This window comes from Leifsonia sp. Leaf264, from assembly GCF_001422325.1.
In the GTDB taxonomy this organism is placed as follows: domain Bacteria; phylum Actinomycetota; class Actinomycetes; order Actinomycetales; family Microbacteriaceae; genus Orlajensenia.
On record NZ_LMMR01000004.1, the window covers coordinates 323,085 to 339,499 of the forward strand.

16 protein-coding genes are annotated in these 16,415 nt (G+C 69.5%); 12 read left to right on the forward strand and 4 right to left on the reverse strand.

The genetic code is table 11. The annotated features are described in order from the left end of the window. Positions 1 to 13: 13 nt before the first annotated feature. The 5 genes from ASF30_RS06900 (at position 14) to rbfA (ending at position 6,758) form a co-directional block, all read left to right on the forward strand. The gene (locus ASF30_RS06900) at positions 14 to 1,777 is read left to right on the forward strand and encodes a proline--tRNA ligase (RefSeq protein ID WP_055903755.1); all 1,764 of its coding nucleotides are present in this window, start codon (positions 14 to 16) and stop codon (positions 1,775 to 1,777) included. 190 nt (positions 1,778 to 1,967) lie between these two features. Next, entirely contained in the window at positions 1,968 to 2,963 is a 996-nt protein-coding gene (gene nusA / locus ASF30_RS06905; protein WP_055903758.1) for a transcription termination factor NusA, read from the forward strand. Positions 2,964 to 3,021: 58 nt separating this feature from the next. Next, positions 3,022 to 3,285, forward strand: a complete 264-nt coding sequence (locus ASF30_RS22210; protein ID WP_082467554.1) for a YlxR family protein — start codon at positions 3,022 to 3,024, stop codon at positions 3,283 to 3,285. 83 nt (positions 3,286 to 3,368) lie between these two features. Further along, on the forward strand, positions 3,369 to 6,191 hold the full coding sequence (gene infB, locus ASF30_RS06910; RefSeq protein ID WP_055903761.1) for a translation initiation factor IF-2: 2,823 nt from the start codon (positions 3,369 to 3,371) through the stop codon (positions 6,189 to 6,191). A gap of 69 nt (positions 6,192 to 6,260) precedes the next feature. Next, the gene (rbfA, locus tag ASF30_RS06915) at positions 6,261 to 6,758 is read left to right on the forward strand and encodes a 30S ribosome-binding factor RbfA (RefSeq protein ID WP_055903764.1); all 498 of its coding nucleotides are present in this window, start codon (positions 6,261 to 6,263) and stop codon (positions 6,756 to 6,758) included. Positions 6,759 to 6,824: 66 nt separating this feature from the next. Here rbfA and ASF30_RS06920 read toward each other — a convergent pair whose 3' ends face one another. Beyond that, positions 6,825 to 7,688 carry an A/G-specific adenine glycosylase gene (locus ASF30_RS06920; protein ID WP_055903766.1) on the reverse strand — a complete coding sequence of 288 codons (864 nt, stop codon included), beginning with the start codon at positions 7,686 to 7,688 and terminating at the stop codon, positions 6,825 to 6,827. A gap of 45 nt (positions 7,689 to 7,733) precedes the next feature. Between ASF30_RS06920 and ASF30_RS06925 the strand changes: the two genes are divergently transcribed. Next, positions 7,734 to 8,336, forward strand: coding sequence for a hypothetical protein (locus ASF30_RS06925; RefSeq protein ID WP_055903771.1), 603 nt, complete (start codon positions 7,734 to 7,736; stop codon positions 8,334 to 8,336). A 51-nt stretch (positions 8,337 to 8,387) separates the two neighbouring features. Here ASF30_RS06925 and ASF30_RS06930 read toward each other — a convergent pair whose 3' ends face one another. Both ASF30_RS06930 and ASF30_RS06935 read right to left on the reverse strand, forming a co-directional pair. Beyond that, a complete protein-coding gene (locus tag ASF30_RS06930) occupies positions 8,388 to 9,386 on the reverse strand; it encodes a ketopantoate reductase family protein (RefSeq protein ID WP_055903774.1) in 999 nt (332 codons plus the stop codon). Continuing rightward, positions 9,383 to 10,921 carry a DHA2 family efflux MFS transporter permease subunit gene (locus tag ASF30_RS06935; RefSeq protein ID WP_235480295.1) on the reverse strand — a complete coding sequence of 513 codons (1,539 nt, stop codon included), beginning with the start codon at positions 10,919 to 10,921 and terminating at the stop codon, positions 9,383 to 9,385. The genes ASF30_RS06930 and ASF30_RS06935 overlap by 4 nt, the downstream gene beginning before the upstream one ends. A 57-nt stretch (positions 10,922 to 10,978) precedes the next feature. On the opposite strand from ASF30_RS06935, the gene ASF30_RS06940 reads away from it, so the two are divergent. Genes ASF30_RS06940 through ASF30_RS06960 form a run of 5 tightly spaced genes read left to right on the forward strand, consistent with a single transcriptional unit; the run spans position 10,979 to position 14,332 of the window. Beyond that, entirely contained in the window at positions 10,979 to 11,632 is a 654-nt protein-coding gene (locus ASF30_RS06940) for a TetR/AcrR family transcriptional regulator (RefSeq protein WP_055903775.1), read from the forward strand. Further along, positions 11,629 to 12,525 (forward strand): tRNA pseudouridine(55) synthase TruB, encoded by an 897-nt coding sequence (gene truB, locus ASF30_RS06945; RefSeq protein ID WP_055903778.1) that lies wholly within the window; start codon positions 11,629 to 11,631, stop codon positions 12,523 to 12,525. Before ASF30_RS06940 ends, truB begins: the two co-directional genes overlap by 4 nt. After that, positions 12,522 to 12,890: a hypothetical protein gene (locus ASF30_RS06950; RefSeq protein WP_055903781.1), complete on the forward strand. Its 369-nt coding sequence runs from the start codon at positions 12,522 to 12,524 to the stop codon at positions 12,888 to 12,890. The genes truB and ASF30_RS06950 overlap by 4 nt, the downstream gene beginning before the upstream one ends. Positions 12,891 to 12,917: 27 nt before the next feature. Next, positions 12,918 to 13,406 carry a hypothetical protein gene (locus tag ASF30_RS06955; RefSeq protein ID WP_055903784.1) on the forward strand — a complete coding sequence of 163 codons (489 nt, stop codon included), beginning with the start codon at positions 12,918 to 12,920 and terminating at the stop codon, positions 13,404 to 13,406. Beyond that, the gene (locus ASF30_RS06960) at positions 13,403 to 14,332 is read left to right on the forward strand and encodes a bifunctional riboflavin kinase/FAD synthetase (protein WP_055904771.1); all 930 of its coding nucleotides are present in this window, start codon (positions 13,403 to 13,405) and stop codon (positions 14,330 to 14,332) included. Before ASF30_RS06955 ends, ASF30_RS06960 begins: the two co-directional genes overlap by 4 nt. Before the next feature lie 67 nt (positions 14,333 to 14,399). Here the strand turns inward: ASF30_RS06960 and ASF30_RS06965 are convergent, their stop codons facing one another. After that, positions 14,400 to 15,065, reverse strand: coding sequence for a hypothetical protein (locus ASF30_RS06965; protein WP_055903787.1), 666 nt, complete (start codon positions 15,063 to 15,065; stop codon positions 14,400 to 14,402). A 23-nt stretch (positions 15,066 to 15,088) separates the two neighbouring features. On the opposite strand from ASF30_RS06965, the gene ASF30_RS06970 reads away from it, so the two are divergent. Next, positions 15,089 to 16,318 (forward strand): MFS transporter, encoded by a 1,230-nt coding sequence (locus tag ASF30_RS06970; RefSeq protein ID WP_055903790.1) that lies wholly within the window; start codon positions 15,089 to 15,091, stop codon positions 16,316 to 16,318. The last annotated feature ends 97 nt before the right edge of the window (positions 16,319 to 16,415 follow it).

Sequence of the window (16,415 nt, forward strand, 5' to 3'; positions counted from 1 at the left end):
GTAAACTGACCGGGTGCCTACACGTCTCACCAACTACTTCCTCCGCACCCTTCGCGAAGACCCCTCCGACGCCGAGGTGACCAGCCACCGCCTGCTCGTGCGGGCCGGCTACATCCGGCGCCAGGCGCCGGGCGTGTTCGCCTGGCTGCCGATCGGCCTGCGGGTCAAGGAGAAGATCGAGCGCATCATCCGCGAGGAGATGACCAACGCCGGAGCGCACGAGGTGCACTTCCCGGCGCTGCTGCCCCGAGAGCCCTACGAGGCGACGGGCCGTTGGACCGAGTACGGTGACGGACTGTTCCGCCTGCAGGACCGCAAGGGCGCCGACTACCTGCTCGCGCCGACGCACGAGGAGGTCTTCACGCTGCTCGTCAAGGACCTCTACAACTCCTACAAGGACCTGCCGCTGTCGATCTACCAGATCCAGGACAAGTACCGCGACGAGGCGCGCCCCCGTGCCGGTCTCCTGCGCGGCCGCGAGTTCACCATGAAGGACGCCTATTCCTTCGACTACACGGATGCCGGCCTCGACGCGAGCTACCAGGCCCAGCGCGATGCCTACGAGCGCATCTTCACGCGCCTCGGGCTCGAGTACGTGATCGTGAAGGCGGATGCCGGAGCCATGGGCGGCTCGAAGAGCGAGGAGTTCCTCCACCCGACGGTGGTCGGCGAGGACACCTTCGTGCGTTCGGCCGGCGGCTACGCGGCGAACGTCGAGGCCTACGTCACCGAGGTTCCGGATGCCCTCCCCATCGATGGACTGCCCGACGCCGTCGTGTTCGACTCGCCGAACACCCCCACGATCGCGACCCTCGTCGACCTCGCCAACGCGGAGTACCCCCGCGCAGACGGACGCGCCTGGACTGCCGCGGACACCCTCAAGAACGTCGTGCTCGCCCTCACGCACCTCGACGGCACCCGTGAGCTCGTCGCCATCGGCCTGCCCGGCGACCGCGAGGTCGACATGAAGCGCATCGAGGTGGCCTTCGCTCCGGCAGAGGCCGAGCCCGCCACCGAGGCAGACTTCGCCAAGAACCCCGCGCTGGTCAAGGGATACATCGGCCCGTGGTCGCCCACCGGCGCCGTGCTCGGCGAGGAGTCGGCTTCAGGCATCCGCTTCCTGCTCGATCCCCGCGTCGTCGACGGCACCGAGTGGATCACCGGGGCCAACATCGACCAGAAGCACGTCTTCGGTCTCGTCGCCGGCCGCGACTTCACGGCCGACGGCACGGTCGAGGCCGCCGAGGTGCGCGCCGGCGACCCCGCGCCCGACGGCTCCGGACCGGTGGAGCTCGCCCGCGGCATGGAGATCGGCCACGTCTTCCAGCTCGGCCGCAAGTACGCCGAGGTGCTCGGACTCAAGGTGCTCGACGAGAACGGCAAGCTCGTCACCGTCACCATGGGCTCGTACGGCATCGGCGTCACCCGCATCCTCGCGATCATCGCCGAGGGCAACAACGACGACAAGGGCCTCGTCTGGCCCGCCGCGGTCTCGCCCTTCGACGTCTACGTCCTCGCCACGGGCAAGGATCCGGCCGCGTACTCCGCCGCCGAGCAGGTCTGCGCTGCCATCGAGGCGACGGGGCGCAGCGTGCTCTACGACGACAGACCGAAGGTCTCGCCCGGAGTGAAGTTCGGCGACGCCGAGCTCATCGGCATCCCGAAGATCGTGATCGCCGGCCGTGGCGTCGCCGAGGGCGTCGTCGAGCTCTGGGATCGGGTGACGGGGGAGCGCACCCCTGTCGCCATCACCGAGGTCGCCGACGCGCTCGCCTGAGCCGCCGTCGAGCCGAGAGGACGTTCCGGCACGGTGCTGGAGTCACCGCACCGTGCCGGAGCGTCCTTTCACGTGCACGCTGCTCGCGCGGGTGACGGGCGGCCCCGCCATCCGGTACCGTAGTAGATCGGCCCGACGCATCCACGTCGTGCGAAAAGTGAATACGAGATCTGAATAGAGGAGGCCGGAGATGGACATCGACCTCGGCGTACTGCGTCTGATGGAACGTGAGAAGGAGATCCCCTTCGACGAACTGGTCCACATCATCGAGCAGGCGATCCTCACGGCCTATCTCAAGCACGTGAACCCCAACGCGCACGGCCACATCGACCCGGCCGGCGCTCGAGTCGAACTGAACCGCAAGAGCGGTCACGTCTCGATCTTCATCCCCGAGACCGACGACGAGGGCAACATCATCGGCGAGGCCGAGGACACCCCCGACGACTTCGGCCGCATCGGCGCGTTCGCCGCCAAGCAGGTCATCAACCAGCGACTGCGCGACATCGCCGACGACGCCATCCTGGGCGAGTTCCGCGGGCGCGAGGGCGACATCGTCGCCGGCGTGATCCAGCAGGGGCCGAACCCGCGCATGATCCACGTCGACCTCGGCACTGTCGAGGCGATCCTGCCGCCCGAGGAGCAGGTGCCCGGCGAGGACTACGCCCATGGCTCCCGCATCCGCGTCTACGTGACCAGCGTGTCGAAGGGCCTCAAGGGTCCGCAGATCACGGTGTCGCGCACTCACCCCGCCCTCGTGCGGAAGCTGTTCGCACTCGAGGTTCCCGAGATCGCCAGCGGCGTCGTCGAGATCGTGTCGCTCGCCCGCGAGGCCGGGCACCGCTCGAAGATCGCCGTGCGCGCCATGGAGCCTGGCGTGAACGCCAAGGGAGCCTGCATCGGCGAGCTCGGCCAGCGGGTCCGTGCCGTCACCGCCGAACTCAACAACGAGAAGATCGACATCGTCGACTACTCCGACGACCTGCCGACCTTCGTCGCCAGTGCGCTGTCGCCCGCGAAGGTGACCAGCGCGTACGTCGTCGACGCCTCGCTCAAGGCCGTGCGCGCCCTCGTGCCCGACTACCAGCTGTCGCTCGCCATCGGCAAGGAGGGCCAGAACGCCCGCCTCGCCGCGAAGCTCACCGGAGCGAAGATCGACATCCAGCCCGACTCGATCCTCGAGGACTAGTCCCCGAGGATCGACTCTGCCGTAGCGGTACGGCAGACCCCCAGCCCATAGGTGTAAAGTGGAACCCGTTAGAACGTGCATCGGATGCCGTTCGCGCGCCCCGAGGTCCTCACTTCTGAGGATCGTCGCCGGGGAATCAGAACTCGTGGTCGATGAGACCGCCGTCCTGCCCGGCCGAGGTGCGTGGCTGCATCCGACGGACTCGTGCTTCCGACTCGCACTCCGCAAACGGGCCTTCGGGCGTGCACTGCGGATGACCGGGAACCCGGATGCATCCCCTTTAGAGAACAGGCTGAACGGCACAGTGATCACTAATGAGTGACAACTAATGAGCGGCTCGAAATGAGACCCGTCCGTCTTTAATGGTCTGCCCCTGTTCGGGCGCAGGCCCAGAACAGGAGAATTGTGGCTGCAAATCCACGCGTCCACGAGATCGCAAGCGAACTCGGAGTGGACAGCAAGATCGCCCTTGACAAGCTCAAGGAAATGGGCGAATACGTCAAGGGACCGTCGTCGAGCATCGCACCGCCGGTCGCTCGTCGTCTGAAGGCCGCCCTCGAGGCTGCCGGCGTCGCCAAGCACGACGCCCCCGCCCCGGCAGCTCCCGCTGCCAAGGCCGCCCCCAAGGCTCCGGCTCCGGCCGCCCCCAAGGCTCCGGCTCCCGCTGCTCCGGCTCCCGCCGAGGCATCCGATGCTCCAGCCGGCCCCGTGCCGACAGCGCCGAAGACCGTCGCCGAGCGTCAGGCCGAGGCCGAGCAGAAGGCTGCTGCCGAGAAGGCCGCCGCCGAGGCTGCCGCTGCTGCCGCGAAGACCGAGGCAGCTGCTCCGGCCACGGCCGAGGCTGCCCCCGAGGCTGCCGCTGCCGCATCGTCGGCTCCGCGTCCCGGCGCCCCCAAGCCCCCCGCAGCTCGTCCGGGCAACAACCCGTTCGCGTCGAACCAGGGCATGGGCCAGCGTCCCACCAACATCCCGCGTCCGGGTAACAACCCGTTCGCCAGCGCCCAGGGCATGGGTCAGCGACCCGCGCCCACCCCCGGCAACATCCCGCGTCCCGCGGCTCCCCGTCCCGGCGCCCCGCGCCCCGGCGGACCCGGCCAGGGCCCGCGTCCCGGTGGCTTCGGCCAGCGACCCGGCTTCCAGCAGCGCCCCGGCGGCGCTGGTGCCGGTGCCGGTGCTCGTCCGGCCGGTGGCGGCTTCCAGCGTCCCGGTGGCGGCGGCGCCCCCGGTGCCGGTGGCGGCTTCGGCGGCCCGCGTCCCGCGGGTGGCGGCGGTCGTGGCCGTGGCCCCGGCGGTGGAACCGCTGGTGCGTTCGGTCGCGGTGGCGGCAAGAGCAAGGCTCGGAAGTCGAAGCGTACGAAGAGGGCCGAATTCGAGATGCGGGAAGCCCCGTCGCTCGGCGGCGTGAGCGTTCCCCGCGGAAACGGCACCACTCCGGTTCGTCTGCGTCGCGGAGCATCCATCTCGGACTTCGCCGACAAGATCGACGCCAACCCCGGTGCACTCGTCACCGTGCTGTTCCACCTCGGTGAGATGGCCACGGCGACCGAGTCGCTCGACGAGGCCACCTTCCAGGTGCTCGGCGAGGAGCTGGGCTTCAAGATCCAGATCGTCTCGCCCGAGGAAGAGGACCGCGAGCTCCTCGAGGGCTTCGACATCGACCTCGATGCCGAGCTCGACGGCGAAGGCGACGAGGACCTCGAGATCCGTCCGCCCGTCGTCACCGTCATGGGTCACGTCGACCACGGTAAGACGCGTCTCCTCGACGCCATCCGCAAGGCGAACGTCGTCGAGGGCGAGGCAGGTGGCATCACCCAGCACATCGGTGCCTACCAGGTCTGGACCGAGCACGAGGGCCACGAGCGCGCCATCACCTTCATCGACACCCCGGGTCACGAGGCGTTCACCGCCATGCGTGCTCGTGGTGCGCAGGTCACCGACATCGCGATCCTCGTGGTCGCGGCCGATGACGGCATCATGCCGCAGACGATCGAGGCCCTGAACCACGCCCAGGCGGCCAACGTGCCGATCGTGGTCGCGGTCAACAAGATCGACAAGGCCGACGCCAACCCGCAGAAGGTGCGCCAGCAGCTCACCGAGTTCGGCCTCGTGGCCGAGGAGTACGGCGGAGAGGTCATCTTCGTCGACGTGTCGGCCCGCAACGACATCGGCATCCAGGACCTCCTGGACGCCGTGCTGCTCACAGCGGATGCCGGACTCGACCTGCGTGCGAACCCGAACAAGGACGCCCGCGGTGTGGCCATCGAGGCCAAGCTCGACAAGGGACGCGGCGCCGTGGCCACTGTGCTCATCCAGTCGGGTACGCTCCGCGTCGGTGACTCGATCGTCGCCGGTACCGCTTACGGTCGCGTTCGTGCGATGGCGGACGAGGACGGCAACGCCGTGCTCGAGGCCTTCCCGTCGCGTCCGGTGCAGGTGCAGGGCCTCTCGAGCGTTCCCCGCGCCGGTGACACCTTCCTCGTGACAGAGGAGGACCGCACAGCGCGTCAGATCGCCGAGAAGCGCGAAGCCGCAGAGCGCAACGCCCAGCTGGCCAAGGCCCGCAAGCGCATCTCGCTCGAGGACTTCACCCGTGCACTCGAAGAGGGCAAGGTCGAGTCGCTCAACCTCATCATCAAGGGTGACGTCTCCGGTGCCGTCGAGGCACTCGAGGAGTCGCTGCTCAAGATCGAGGTCGACGACAGCGTGCAGCTCCGCATCATCCACCGCGGCGTCGGTGCGATCACGGAGTCGGATGTCAACCTGGCCACGATCGACAACGCGATCATCGTCGGCTTCAACGTGCGTCCCGACACGAAGGCGCGCGAGCGCGCTGCTCGCGAGGGCGTCGACGTCCGGTTCTACTCGGTCATCTACAACGCGATCGACGAGATCGAGAGCTCGCTCAAGGGCATGCTCAAGCCCGAGTACGAAGAGGTCCAGTCCGGTGTGGCCGAGATCCGCGAGGTGTTCCGCTCCTCGAAGTTCGGCAACATCGCCGGTGTCATCGTGCGGTCGGGAACGATCACGCGCAACGCCAAGGCTCGCGTCATCCGCGATGGCGTCGTCGTGGGGGACAACCTCGCGATCGAGTCGCTGCGTCGCTTCAAGGACGACGTCACCGAGGTGCGCACGGACTTCGAGGCCGGTATCGGTCTCGGCAAGTTCAACGACATCCAGATCGGCGACGAGATCGAGACGATCGAACTCAAGGAGAAGCCGCGGGTCTAGTCTCAGTGCGTGGCGGGTCGGACCTCGGTCCGGCCCCCACCCTGCGGCATCCGTGGAGAGGAGTACGACATGGCTGATCCGGCACGCGCCAGGAAGATGGCCGACCGCATCCAGGTGATCATCGCGAAGCGCCTCGAGCGCGGCGTGCGCGATCCCCGCATGGGGTTCGTGACAATCACCGACGTCCAGGTGACAGGCGACCTGCAGCACGCGACAGTGTTCTATACGGTCTACGGCACCGACGAGGAGCGCACCGACACCGCTGCGGCCCTCGCCGCGGCGACGGGGATGCTGCGCAGTGAGGTCGGCAGGAACATCACGGCCAGGCTCACGCCGAGCCTGCAGTTCCAGCTCGACGCGATCCCCGAGAATGCGCAGCACATCGAGGCGCTCCTCAAGGAGGCGCGCGAGCGCGACACGGCCACGACGGAGCAGGCGAGCACGGCGCAGTACGCCGGCGACGCCGACCCGTACGTGAAGCCGCGCGAGTTCGAGGATGACGACGATGAGGCGCTCGACGTGGCCGATGCCGCCGTTGAGGCCGACGTCGCCGACGAAGCACGCTAGGCACCGTCGTCCAGACGGTGAGAGCCGTCGATCCGCATGGATCGGCGGCTCTCGTCGTCTCTGGCGTCAGGGCAGCAGATAACCGGCCGTCGTCGACACCGCGAGGCCGTCGGCGAGCAGCCCGCTGACCGCTCGCGCGAGCTGGGCCTCATCGGGCCAGAGCGTCGAGATCTCGGCATCCGTCACTGGACCGTGAGCCGCACGCAGCTCGCGCATGACGAGCCCTCTCACCTGCCGGTCCGACCCCTCGAACTTCTTCTGGACGACCTTGCGGGGTCCGTCGTAGGCGGGGTAGTCGGCCGCCCGCCAGGCACACAGCCCGGCGATCGGGCAGGCGTCGCAACGCGGCGTGCGCGCCACGCAGACGAGGGCGCCGAGCTCCATCATGCCGGCGTTGAAGACCCGCGCCTCGGTGTCGTCGTCGGGCAGCAGGGCCTCCATGTCGGCGAGGTCCCGCCTGGCCGGGGGAGCGGCATCCGCTCGCCCGTGGACGGCCCGCGCGATGACCCGACGCGTGTTGGTGTCGACGACAGGATGCCGCTCGCCGTAGGCGAAGACGGCCACGGCCCGCGAGGTGTAGTCGCCGATGCCCGAGAGGGCGGTGAGGTCGGCGACGTCGGCCGGAACGGTTCCGCCGTGCCGCTCCGTGATCTGCACGGCCGCCTGATGCAGCCAGAGCGCACGCCGCGGGTACCCGAGGGTGGCCCACGCCCGCACGGCCTCGCCGGGCGGTACCGCCGCGAGATCGGCCGGAGTCGGCCAGCGATCGAGCCAGGCCTCGAGGTGCGGGATGACGCGGTTGACCGGCGTCTGCTGCAGCATGAACTCGCTCACCAGCGTGCCCCAGGCCGTGAACCCTGGACGACGCCACGGCAGGTCGCGGCCGGTGGCGCGGAACCAGGCGTTGACGGCGGTCGCGAGGGGAGACATCGGTTTCAGCCTAGGTGAACCGCGGGGCGTGACTAGGCTCGGGTCATGGAGCTCGTCACCACCCCTCGCGTCAGGTATCTGCGCTCGCTCGCCGATGAGATCCTGCACAACTACGGCCGTGGCCGGACAGTGGTGGCGATCGACGGACCCGTGCGCAGCGGCAAGACCGAGTTCGGCGACGACCTCGCGGCGGTCTTCCGGGAGCGCGGCCATCCGGTCTTCCGAGCCAGCCTCGAGCACTTCCACCGTTCGCGCGAAGAGCAGGCGGCGTTCGGCCCGGACTCGGCCGAGCGCTACTACGGCTACGGCTTCGACTACTCGCTGCTGCGCCGGGTGCTCCTCGAGCCGTTCCGCCTGGCCGGCAGCACCGGCTTCGTCACCCAGGCGTTCGACCCGACCCGCGACGCCCGCATCATCCCGAAGTGGATCACGGGGCCTCCGGATGCCACCCTCATCGTCGACGGACGCTTCGCGAACCGGCCCGAGCTGCGGCCGCTGTGGAACTGGAGCGCCTACCTCGACGAGGAGCCGACGGATGAGGCCGACATCCTGTACTCGGTGAAGGAGCATCCGCGCCGCTTCGCCACGGCCGTCATCGACAACACGGAGCGGTCACGGCCTCGACGGCTGTTCCTCGACAGCTGCTGAGATTCGGCCCGGTCGCGGCGGTCAGCTTCGTGCGGTCGCCTCGCTCGGCCCTCAGCGGACGGGGATCCGCCGCAGCACCTCAGCGCGCCCGATGGACGCTCCGGATGCCTCGACCTCATGCACCAGGGCCACGATCGCGGCGTTCACCGGCGCCGTCGTGCCGGCGGCATCCGCCTCGCGAACGATGGCCCCATTGAGGAAGTCGATCTCGGTGGCCTGACCGCGGCGCAGGCTCTGCAGCGTCGACCCGAGGTTCGGCACCGCGCCCATGCGCACGCCCATCGAGCGGGGCAGCGCCTGCCCGAGAGCAAGCGGCAGTCGTGAGAAGAAGCGCAGCCGGGAGTCGCTGAGGCCCTGCAGCGACCCGAATCGGATGCCCCGGGCCATGCCCGTGCGCACGGCTTCGCGCATGCTGGCCGTGAGCACGCGTCGCAGATCCCCGTCGGCGATGATCTCCTGCACGCTGAGACCCGTGATCGCGGGCAGGCCGTTCAGCATGTTGACGACGAGCTTCGTCCACTGCGATCCGATGAAGTCGTCGACGGCGATGACGGGCACGGCCTTCGAGAGCACGGCGGCCCAGCTCTTCGATGCCGCGTCGGCCGGCCCCGAGCCGCGCCCGAGATAGGTGGCTGCTCGGGTCGTGACCCGCACGACGCCGGGCTCGGTGTAGTTCGCGGCGATGATCGAGAGGGCGCCGTAACAGTCGGAGTCCGGCAGCAGGCCGCTCGCCGTGCGCACGCCGTCGAGGCCGTTCTGCACCACGATCACGGGGGAGCCGTTCACGACGGCGGCATTCGCCGCGATGGCGTCCTCCGCGTCCTGCGCCTTCGTGCAGACGAGCACGAGGTCGAACGCACCGGAGAGCGTCGGGGCGGCATCCGGATGCCCGTGCCCATCGCCGAATCCCCCCGACAGACGGATGCCGCCCTCCCGGATGGCGGCGAGGCCTGCCCCGCGGGCGGTCACCTGGATCTCGTGGCCGGCCCGTTCGAGCAGCACCGCGAAGGTGCCTCCGAGCGCGCCGGCCCCGATGATCCCGATCCTCATGCCTTCGAGGGTACGGCCTCTCGGACGGCGCCCTGGAACGCTGCCGTGTCCCTCGCATCGGCATCAGCGTCGGCATCAACGTCACCGGCTCCGTGGTCCGTCGAGCTCGCGGCTCGGCCGGCGGGCAGGAAGAGAGCGGCGATCACGGCGAGGAGCAGTGCGGCGGCACCGGTGAACACGGCGGGGATGGCCGCGTCGACGTAGCCCGTCGGCGTGAGCTCCCCACCGGCTCCCACGAACACCGCCGTCAGCACGGCGACGCCCAGGGCGATGCCTACCTCACGCAGGGTGGAGTTGGTCCCCGACGCCTTGGCCGTATCGGCCTCTGGCATCGACGCGAGCACTGCCGTCGCGCTCGGCGCGAAGACCAGGCCCATGCCGACGCCGGCCAGGATGAACGGAGCGACGAGGGTTGCATACGACACGTCGGCCGAGAGCGTGAGGCCGAGCCAGGTGAGGGCGATGGCCTCGAAGGCCAGGCCCGTCACGATGAGGGCCCTGGTGCCGACCCGACCCGAGAACAGGCCGGCCAGCGGCGCGACCACCATCGGGGCGAGAGTCCACGGCATGGTCTTCACTGCGGCAGCCAGAGGAGAGTCGCCCTGCACGATCTGCAGGAACTGGATCAGGATGAAGACGCTGCCGAAGATGCCGAAGCTGAAGGCGAAACCCACGATGTTGGCCACCGAGAAGCTGCGGTCGCGGAACAGCCGGAGCGGAAGCAGGGGAGCGGATGCCCGGGACTCCCAGAAGAGGAATGCCGCGAGCAGGACCGTACCGGCCACGAGCGACCCGACGACCTCGATGCTGTCCCAGCCGGCGTCGTTGCCCCGCACGATGCCGAAGACCACGCCCAGGACGCCGAGTCCAGCCAGGAGAACGCCGAGCACGTCGACGCGGAGGCGTGCGCCGAGGGTGTTCGGCAGGGCGAACAGGGCGAGCGGCACGGCGATGATGCCGATCGGCACGTTCAGCCAGAAGATGGCCTCCCAGTTCCAGCCCTCGATGACGGCGCCGCCGACGAGCGGACCGACGGCGACACCGAGGCCGGCCACGCCGCCCCAGATGCCGATGGCGGCGGGCCGGAGACGGGCGGGAACAGAGCCTGCCAGCAGGGTCAGCGAGAGCGGCATGATGCCGGCCGCTCCGAAGCCCTGAACCGCGCGGGCGGCGATCAGCTGCCACGGCTCCGTGCTGAGCGCGGCGAAGACGCTGGCGAGCGTGAAGACCACGATGCCCGCGACGAACACCGTGCGGCGGCCGATCCTGTCACCGAGGGCCGCCGCCGCGAGGATGAAGCTCGCGAAGGCCAGCGTGAAGGCGTTGACGAACCACTGCAGTTCCTCGATGGAGGCACCGAGGTCGAGACGGATGGCGGGAAGGGCGTTCGTGATCACGAGGTTGTCGAGCGTGGCCATGAACATGGGCAGGCTCGCGGCGACGATGGCGAGCCACGTCGGCACGCGACGGGCGGTGGCGGACAGCGATGACATCGGGTGGTCCTTCGTGGATGCGGATGCGGATGCGGATCTCATGAGGTAATCGGATGATTACAAGTCGAAGATAAGTTATCGACTGATAACATGTCAAGCATGATCCGTTCAGCGCCCTCGTCTCAGTCTGCCGACGACCGCCTGCCGTCCAGCCGCATCCCGGCGGCGGAGCGTCGCGAGCTCATCCTCGACGCGGCCACGAACGTGTTCGGCGAGCTCGGGTACGCCGGAGCGACGACGGACCAGGTCGCGAAGGCCGCCGGCATCAGCCAGCCCTACGTCGTGCGCATGTTCGGCAGCAAGGAGAACCTCTTCGTCGAGGTCATGGAGCGCACGTGTGAGAGCATCCTCGGGGTCTTCCGGGCGGCGATGGCCGACACCGACGACCCGCGACCCGTGGGCGGGCGCATCGGCGCGGCCTACGTCGACCTCATCGAGGACCGCGGCATCATGCTCTCCCTCATGCAGGGCTTCATGCTCGGCTCGGACCCGCGCATCGGGCCCGTCGCCCGCGCAGGCTTCATGCGCATCTACCGCGCCCTTCGGGACGAGGGCGGATTCGAACCCGTGCAGATCCGCGAGTTCCTCGCCAACGGCATGTTGATCAACACGCTGCTCTCCACGGGTCTCACCGAGAGCCTCGACGAGGATTCCGACGCGATCGAGCTGCTGGCCTGCACCTTCGGCGACAAGCTGTCGCTCGTGCGCGACGGGATGGTCGCCACTCCCGCGCTGATACGCTCTGAGGCGTGACTTCCAGCGGCATCCTGCTCCTCGACAAGCCGCAGGGGTGGACCAGCCACGACGCCGTCGCCCGCACGCGACGCCTGGCCGGAACCCGCAAGGTCGGCCATGCCGGCACCCTCGATCCCATGGCGACGGGGTTGCTCATCCTCGGCATCGAGAGCTCGACGCGCCTGCTCACCTACATCGTCGGGGTCGACAAGGAGTACACGGCCACCATCAGGCTCGGGTCCTCGACGACCACCGACGACGCCGAGGGCGACGAACTCGGCAAGGCCAGGCCGGCGGCCGTCGATGCCGTCACAGCCGCTGACATCCACCGGGTCATGGGCATCCTCACCGGAGCCATCGAGCAGGTTCCGAGCGCCGTCAGCGCCATCAAGGTCGACGGAAAGCGCGCCTATGCGAGGGTGCGAGCCGGCGAGACCGTCGAGCTGAAGGCGCGGCCCGTCACGGTGTCCGCCTTCGACCTGCTATCGACGACGCCCGTCGACGGCTACCTCGACCTCGAGGTGCGGGTCGAGTGCTCGTCCGGCACCTACATCCGCGCGCTGGCTCGCGACCTCGGCATGGGCCTGGGGATCGGCGGTCATCTGACGGCCCTGCGGCGCACCCGGGTCGGGCCGTTCCGGGTGACGGATGCCGGCGACCTCGAGACCGTCGACGTGGCGACGGCCCTGATCCCGCCCGCCGATGCCGCTCGCGCCCTGTTCCCGGTCGTGGAGCTCGACGAGCAGCAGGCCGTCGACCTGGGCCACGGCAAGCGCATCAACGCCGACGCTGGGACGCCGGCATCCGGACCCCACGCCGCCATCGCCCCCGACGGCCGCCTCGTCGGACTCATCGAGTTCCGCGGCGTGGCCTGGAAGAGCATCGTGAACTTCCCGACGGACACCCCGTGATCGCCTGGTTCGCCGGAGTGCAGATCGTCATAGCGTCTGCCGCCGCCATTCTCGCGATCATCCTCGGTCTCGCCGGTCGGAAGCCCAGCGACATCACGATGGGGCCGCTCGTACTGGTCGAGGTGCTGCTGCTGGTGCAGATCGTCGTCTCGATCATCGCGCCGCTGGCGGGCAACGACCCGAGCGGAAGCCTGCTCGAGTACTGGATCTACCTGATCTCGGCAGCCCTGCTGCCCATAGCCGGCGGCTTCTGGGCCCTCATCGAGCGCTCGCGGTGGAGCACGGTGATCATCGGCGTGGTCTGTCTCGCCGTCGCGATCATGCTCTACCGCATGACCCAGATCTGGTGGGTGCAGGGACTGTAGTGCGCGCTTGCAATAATTGGAGGCGACATGGCTGACACTCTCGCTCCAGACAGCGCGGATTCCCGCACCACCCCCGCACCGCGCATGAGCGGCGTCGGGCGCGTCCTGGTCGCCGTCTACGGCATCCTGGCGCTCGCGGCCACGGGCCGCACCGCCGTGCAGATCATCGAGCGCTACGACGAGGCGCCGGTCGCCTTCACGCTCTCGGGGCTGTCGGCCGTCGTCTACATCGTGGCGACGATAGCCCTCGTCGCACCCGGTCGGATCTGGTACCGCGTGGCGTGGATCGCGATCACCTTCGAGCTCCTCGGCGTGCTCGTCATCGGCACGATCACCCTGGTGTCTCCCGACCTGCTCGGCGACGGCACGGGCGACCCGTTCGGCCGCACGTCGACGGTGTGGACCCTGTTCGGCGCTGGCTACCTCTTCATTCCGTTGGTGCTGCCGATCCTGGGCCTGTGGTGGCTCGCCACGCACAGGCCGGCGCCTCGGCCCGCGGCGCAGGGCGCGGCGTGATCGTCTACGACGGCCTCGACGCCGTCCCGGCCGACAGGCCGGCATCCGTCGTCACGATCGGGAAGTTCGACGGCGTGCACGCCGGCCACCGAGCCGTCATCGACCGCCTGCGCGCGACGGCCCACCGAGAGGGCCTCGCCGCCGTCGTCGTGACCTTCGACCGCAACCCGTTGGCGCTGCTGAATCCGCAGAAGTGCCCGGCGTCGCTGGTGAGCAACGAGCAGAAGCTCGAGCTGCTGGGCGAGACCGGAATCGATGCGACCCTGCTCGTCGCCTTCGACCAGGCCTTCGCCGCGCAGAGCCCGGAGGATTTCGTGCGCCGGGTCCTCGTCGACGGCCTCGGTGCCAGGCGAGTGCTCGTCGGTAGCGACTTCAGGTTCGGCGCCAAGGGCGCCGGCGATGTCGCGTTGCTGCGTGAACTGGGAGAGGCCTCGGGCTTCGTCGTGGAGGTCATCGACGACGTGCGGCCCGACGGCGAGCACCGTGTCTCGTCGACCTGGATCCGCAGGCTCCTCGACGAGGGCGACGTCGCGGCGGCCGAGACGCTGCTGGGGCACGTGCCGTCGGTGCGCGGCGTCGTCGTGCACGGCGCGGCCCGCGGGCGCGAACTCGGCTTCCCGACGGCGAACCTGTCGCCGGAGTCCGAGGGACTCATCCCCGCCGACGGTGTGTACGCCGGGCACCTCATCGATGCCGGGGTGCGTTACCCCGCCGCCATCTCGGTCGGCAACAACCCGACCTTCGAGGGCGTGCCGCAGAAGCAGGTCGAGGCCTACGTCATCGATGAGGAGATCGACCTGTACGACCACGTCGTCACTGTCGAGTTCTCCCACAGGATCCGCGGCATGTGGGCGTTCACGGGCATCGACGCCCTCATCGAGAAGATCCAGTCGGACGTCGACACTGCTCGCGCCCTGCTGGCCTGATCGGCGCGCGCCCAGCCTGAGGTGCAGGCGGCAGCCGCGGCCGGCAGTCGACCGAGGCCCCGCCCGTCTAGACGGCTGAGCCCGGCGCGCGATCGCTGCGCTCGTACAGGAACAGCAGGATGGCCTCGGCCGTGTCGCTCATGGCCGGTCCGCGGCCGAAGCTCCAGTCGGCGTCGGTCGCCGTGAGCGATCGATCGCGGATGACGGCCTTGATCTCGGTGGGGCCGTTCAGTGCGCGCCGGAGCGCGACGGCTCCGGATGCAGCAGGGCGGAGGGGCAGCACGGCACCGAGGGGCCGGGCGATGTCGAGGCCCCCGACGACGGTGATGGCGAGTTCCCTGATGCCGGTGCGTCCGCGGTCGGCTCGCTTGTCGACGGCGATGGATCGCAGGCCGGCCACGATCTCGGCGACGGGGAGGTCGGCGCCGCGGCGCGCGAACGATTCGGCGACCCGGCGCTGGCTGAATCCGTTCTCGACCAGGGCCAGCGATGTCGCTCGCACGAGCTCGGCCGTCGGCACGGCCAGACGCCAGGACAGGTAGCCCGCGACGTCGCGCACGCTCCAGCCGGGATGCAGGCTCGGCGTCTCGAGCGCCGTCGGCGGCTGCACCACGAGGAGGTCGGCGACGGCGTCCAGGACAGCGGCGATATCGGCGCCCCAGTGGCTCGAGACGCCGGTCTCGTCCTGCGGGGGCCGAGCGCTGAGCGGGAGGTACCGCGCGAAGTCCGCCATGGACGCCAGCCTAGACTGGATCGGTGACGACGACTCCCCAGCGACCGCTCTGGGCGGGCCGGACCCTTGCACTCCTCGGCATCTTCCTGGTGGCGCTCAACCTGCGCACCGCCGTGGCGGCGCTCTCGCCCATCGTCGACGAGATCAGCGCGGAGCTGTCACTCACGCCGACCGTCATCGGCGTGCTCGGGATGCTTCCACCGGTCTGCTTCGCCGTGTTCGGCATCCTGTCCCCGGCCTTCACCCGCAGGTTCGGGCTCGAGCGCGTGCTCATCGCGGCCATCCTCGCGATGGTGGTCGGCCACCTCGCGCGGGGGTTCGCCCCGAACGCGGCTGTGCTGCTGATCGGCAGTGCGGTCACCTTCGCCGGTCTCGGGGTCGGCAACGTGCTGCTGCCGCCGCTCGTGAAGAAGTACTTCCCCGACCGGGTCGGGATCGTCACGTCGATCTACGTGACCCTGCTGAGCTTCAGCACCTTCATCCCGGCGCTGGTCGCCGTCCCCGTCGCCGACTCGGCCGGCTGGCAGGTCTCTCTCGGCATGTGGGCGATCTTCGCCTTCGCGGCCCTCATCCCGTGGGTGGCGCTGGTCATCAGGCACCGCAGCGCCGCGGCCGATCCGCTGATCGAGCACGCAGAGCCCGCCCTGATGGGCCGGGTCTGGCACTCCTCGATCGCGTGGGCTCTCGCCGTCGTCTTCGCCGTGTCGGCGCTGAACGCCTACGCGATGTTCGCCTGGCTGCCGAGCCTGCTCGCCGACACCGCCGGAACCACGCCGACGCAGGCCGGCGCGCTGCTCTCGCTGTTCGCCGCGATGGGCCTGCCGGCCGGGCTGCTCATCCCGTGGCTGGCGGCACGGATGCGCAACGTCGGCATCCTCGTCTACGCCGGCGTCGTGTTCTTCATCGTCGGCTACCTCGGGCTGCTCTTCATCCCGGCGACGGCCACGTGGCTCTGGGTGGCCTTCGCCGGCGCCGGACCGCTGCTGTTCCCGCTGGCCCTCGTGCTCATCAACCTGCGCACGCGCACCCATGCCGGCTCGGTCGCCCTCAGCGGGTTCGTCCAGGGGATCGGCTACACGATCGGTGCGGCCGGACCGCTGGTGGTCGGCATCCTGCACGAGACCAGCGGCGGGTGGACTGTCCCGCTGCTGTTCCTCATGGCGACAGCCGTGGCCGGCGCCTTCGCCGGCGTCGTCGTGGCGCGACCGCACCTCCTCGAGGACGCGCACGAGCGTCGCAACTCCTCTCGCTGAGAACCGCATCTCCGCTCGCCCGTTGCTTGAGTAGGCCGCGAGCGCAGCGCAGCAAGCAGCCGAATCGAGACCACAGCCGACCCCACAATCGGATCGA

Excerpts from the sequence above, each read along its gene's own strand:
- nusA (WP_055903758.1), top strand. The coding sequence starts at position 1,968 with ATGGACATCGACCTCGGCGTACTGCGTCTGATGGAACGTGAGAAGGAG.
- rbfA (WP_055903764.1), top strand. The coding sequence starts at position 6,261 with ATGGCTGATCCGGCACGCGCCAGGAAGATGGCCGACCGCATCCAGGTG.
- ASF30_RS06920 (WP_055903766.1), bottom strand. The coding sequence starts at position 7,688 with ATGTCTCCCCTCGCGACCGCCGTCAACGCCTGGTTCCGCGCCACCGGC.
- ASF30_RS06925 (WP_055903771.1), top strand. The coding sequence starts at position 7,734 with ATGGAGCTCGTCACCACCCCTCGCGTCAGGTATCTGCGCTCGCTCGCC.
- ASF30_RS06930 (WP_055903774.1), bottom strand. The coding sequence starts at position 9,386 with ATGAGGATCGGGATCATCGGGGCCGGCGCGCTCGGAGGCACCTTCGCG.
- ASF30_RS06935 (WP_235480295.1), bottom strand. The coding sequence starts at position 10,921 with ATGAGATCCGCATCCGCATCCGCATCCACGAAGGACCACCCGATGTCA.
- ASF30_RS06940 (WP_055903775.1), top strand. The coding sequence starts at position 10,979 with ATGATCCGTTCAGCGCCCTCGTCTCAGTCTGCCGACGACCGCCTGCCG.
- ASF30_RS06955 (WP_055903784.1), top strand. The coding sequence starts at position 12,918 with ATGGCTGACACTCTCGCTCCAGACAGCGCGGATTCCCGCACCACCCCC.
- ASF30_RS06965 (WP_055903787.1), bottom strand. The coding sequence starts at position 15,065 with ATGGCGGACTTCGCGCGGTACCTCCCGCTCAGCGCTCGGCCCCCGCAG.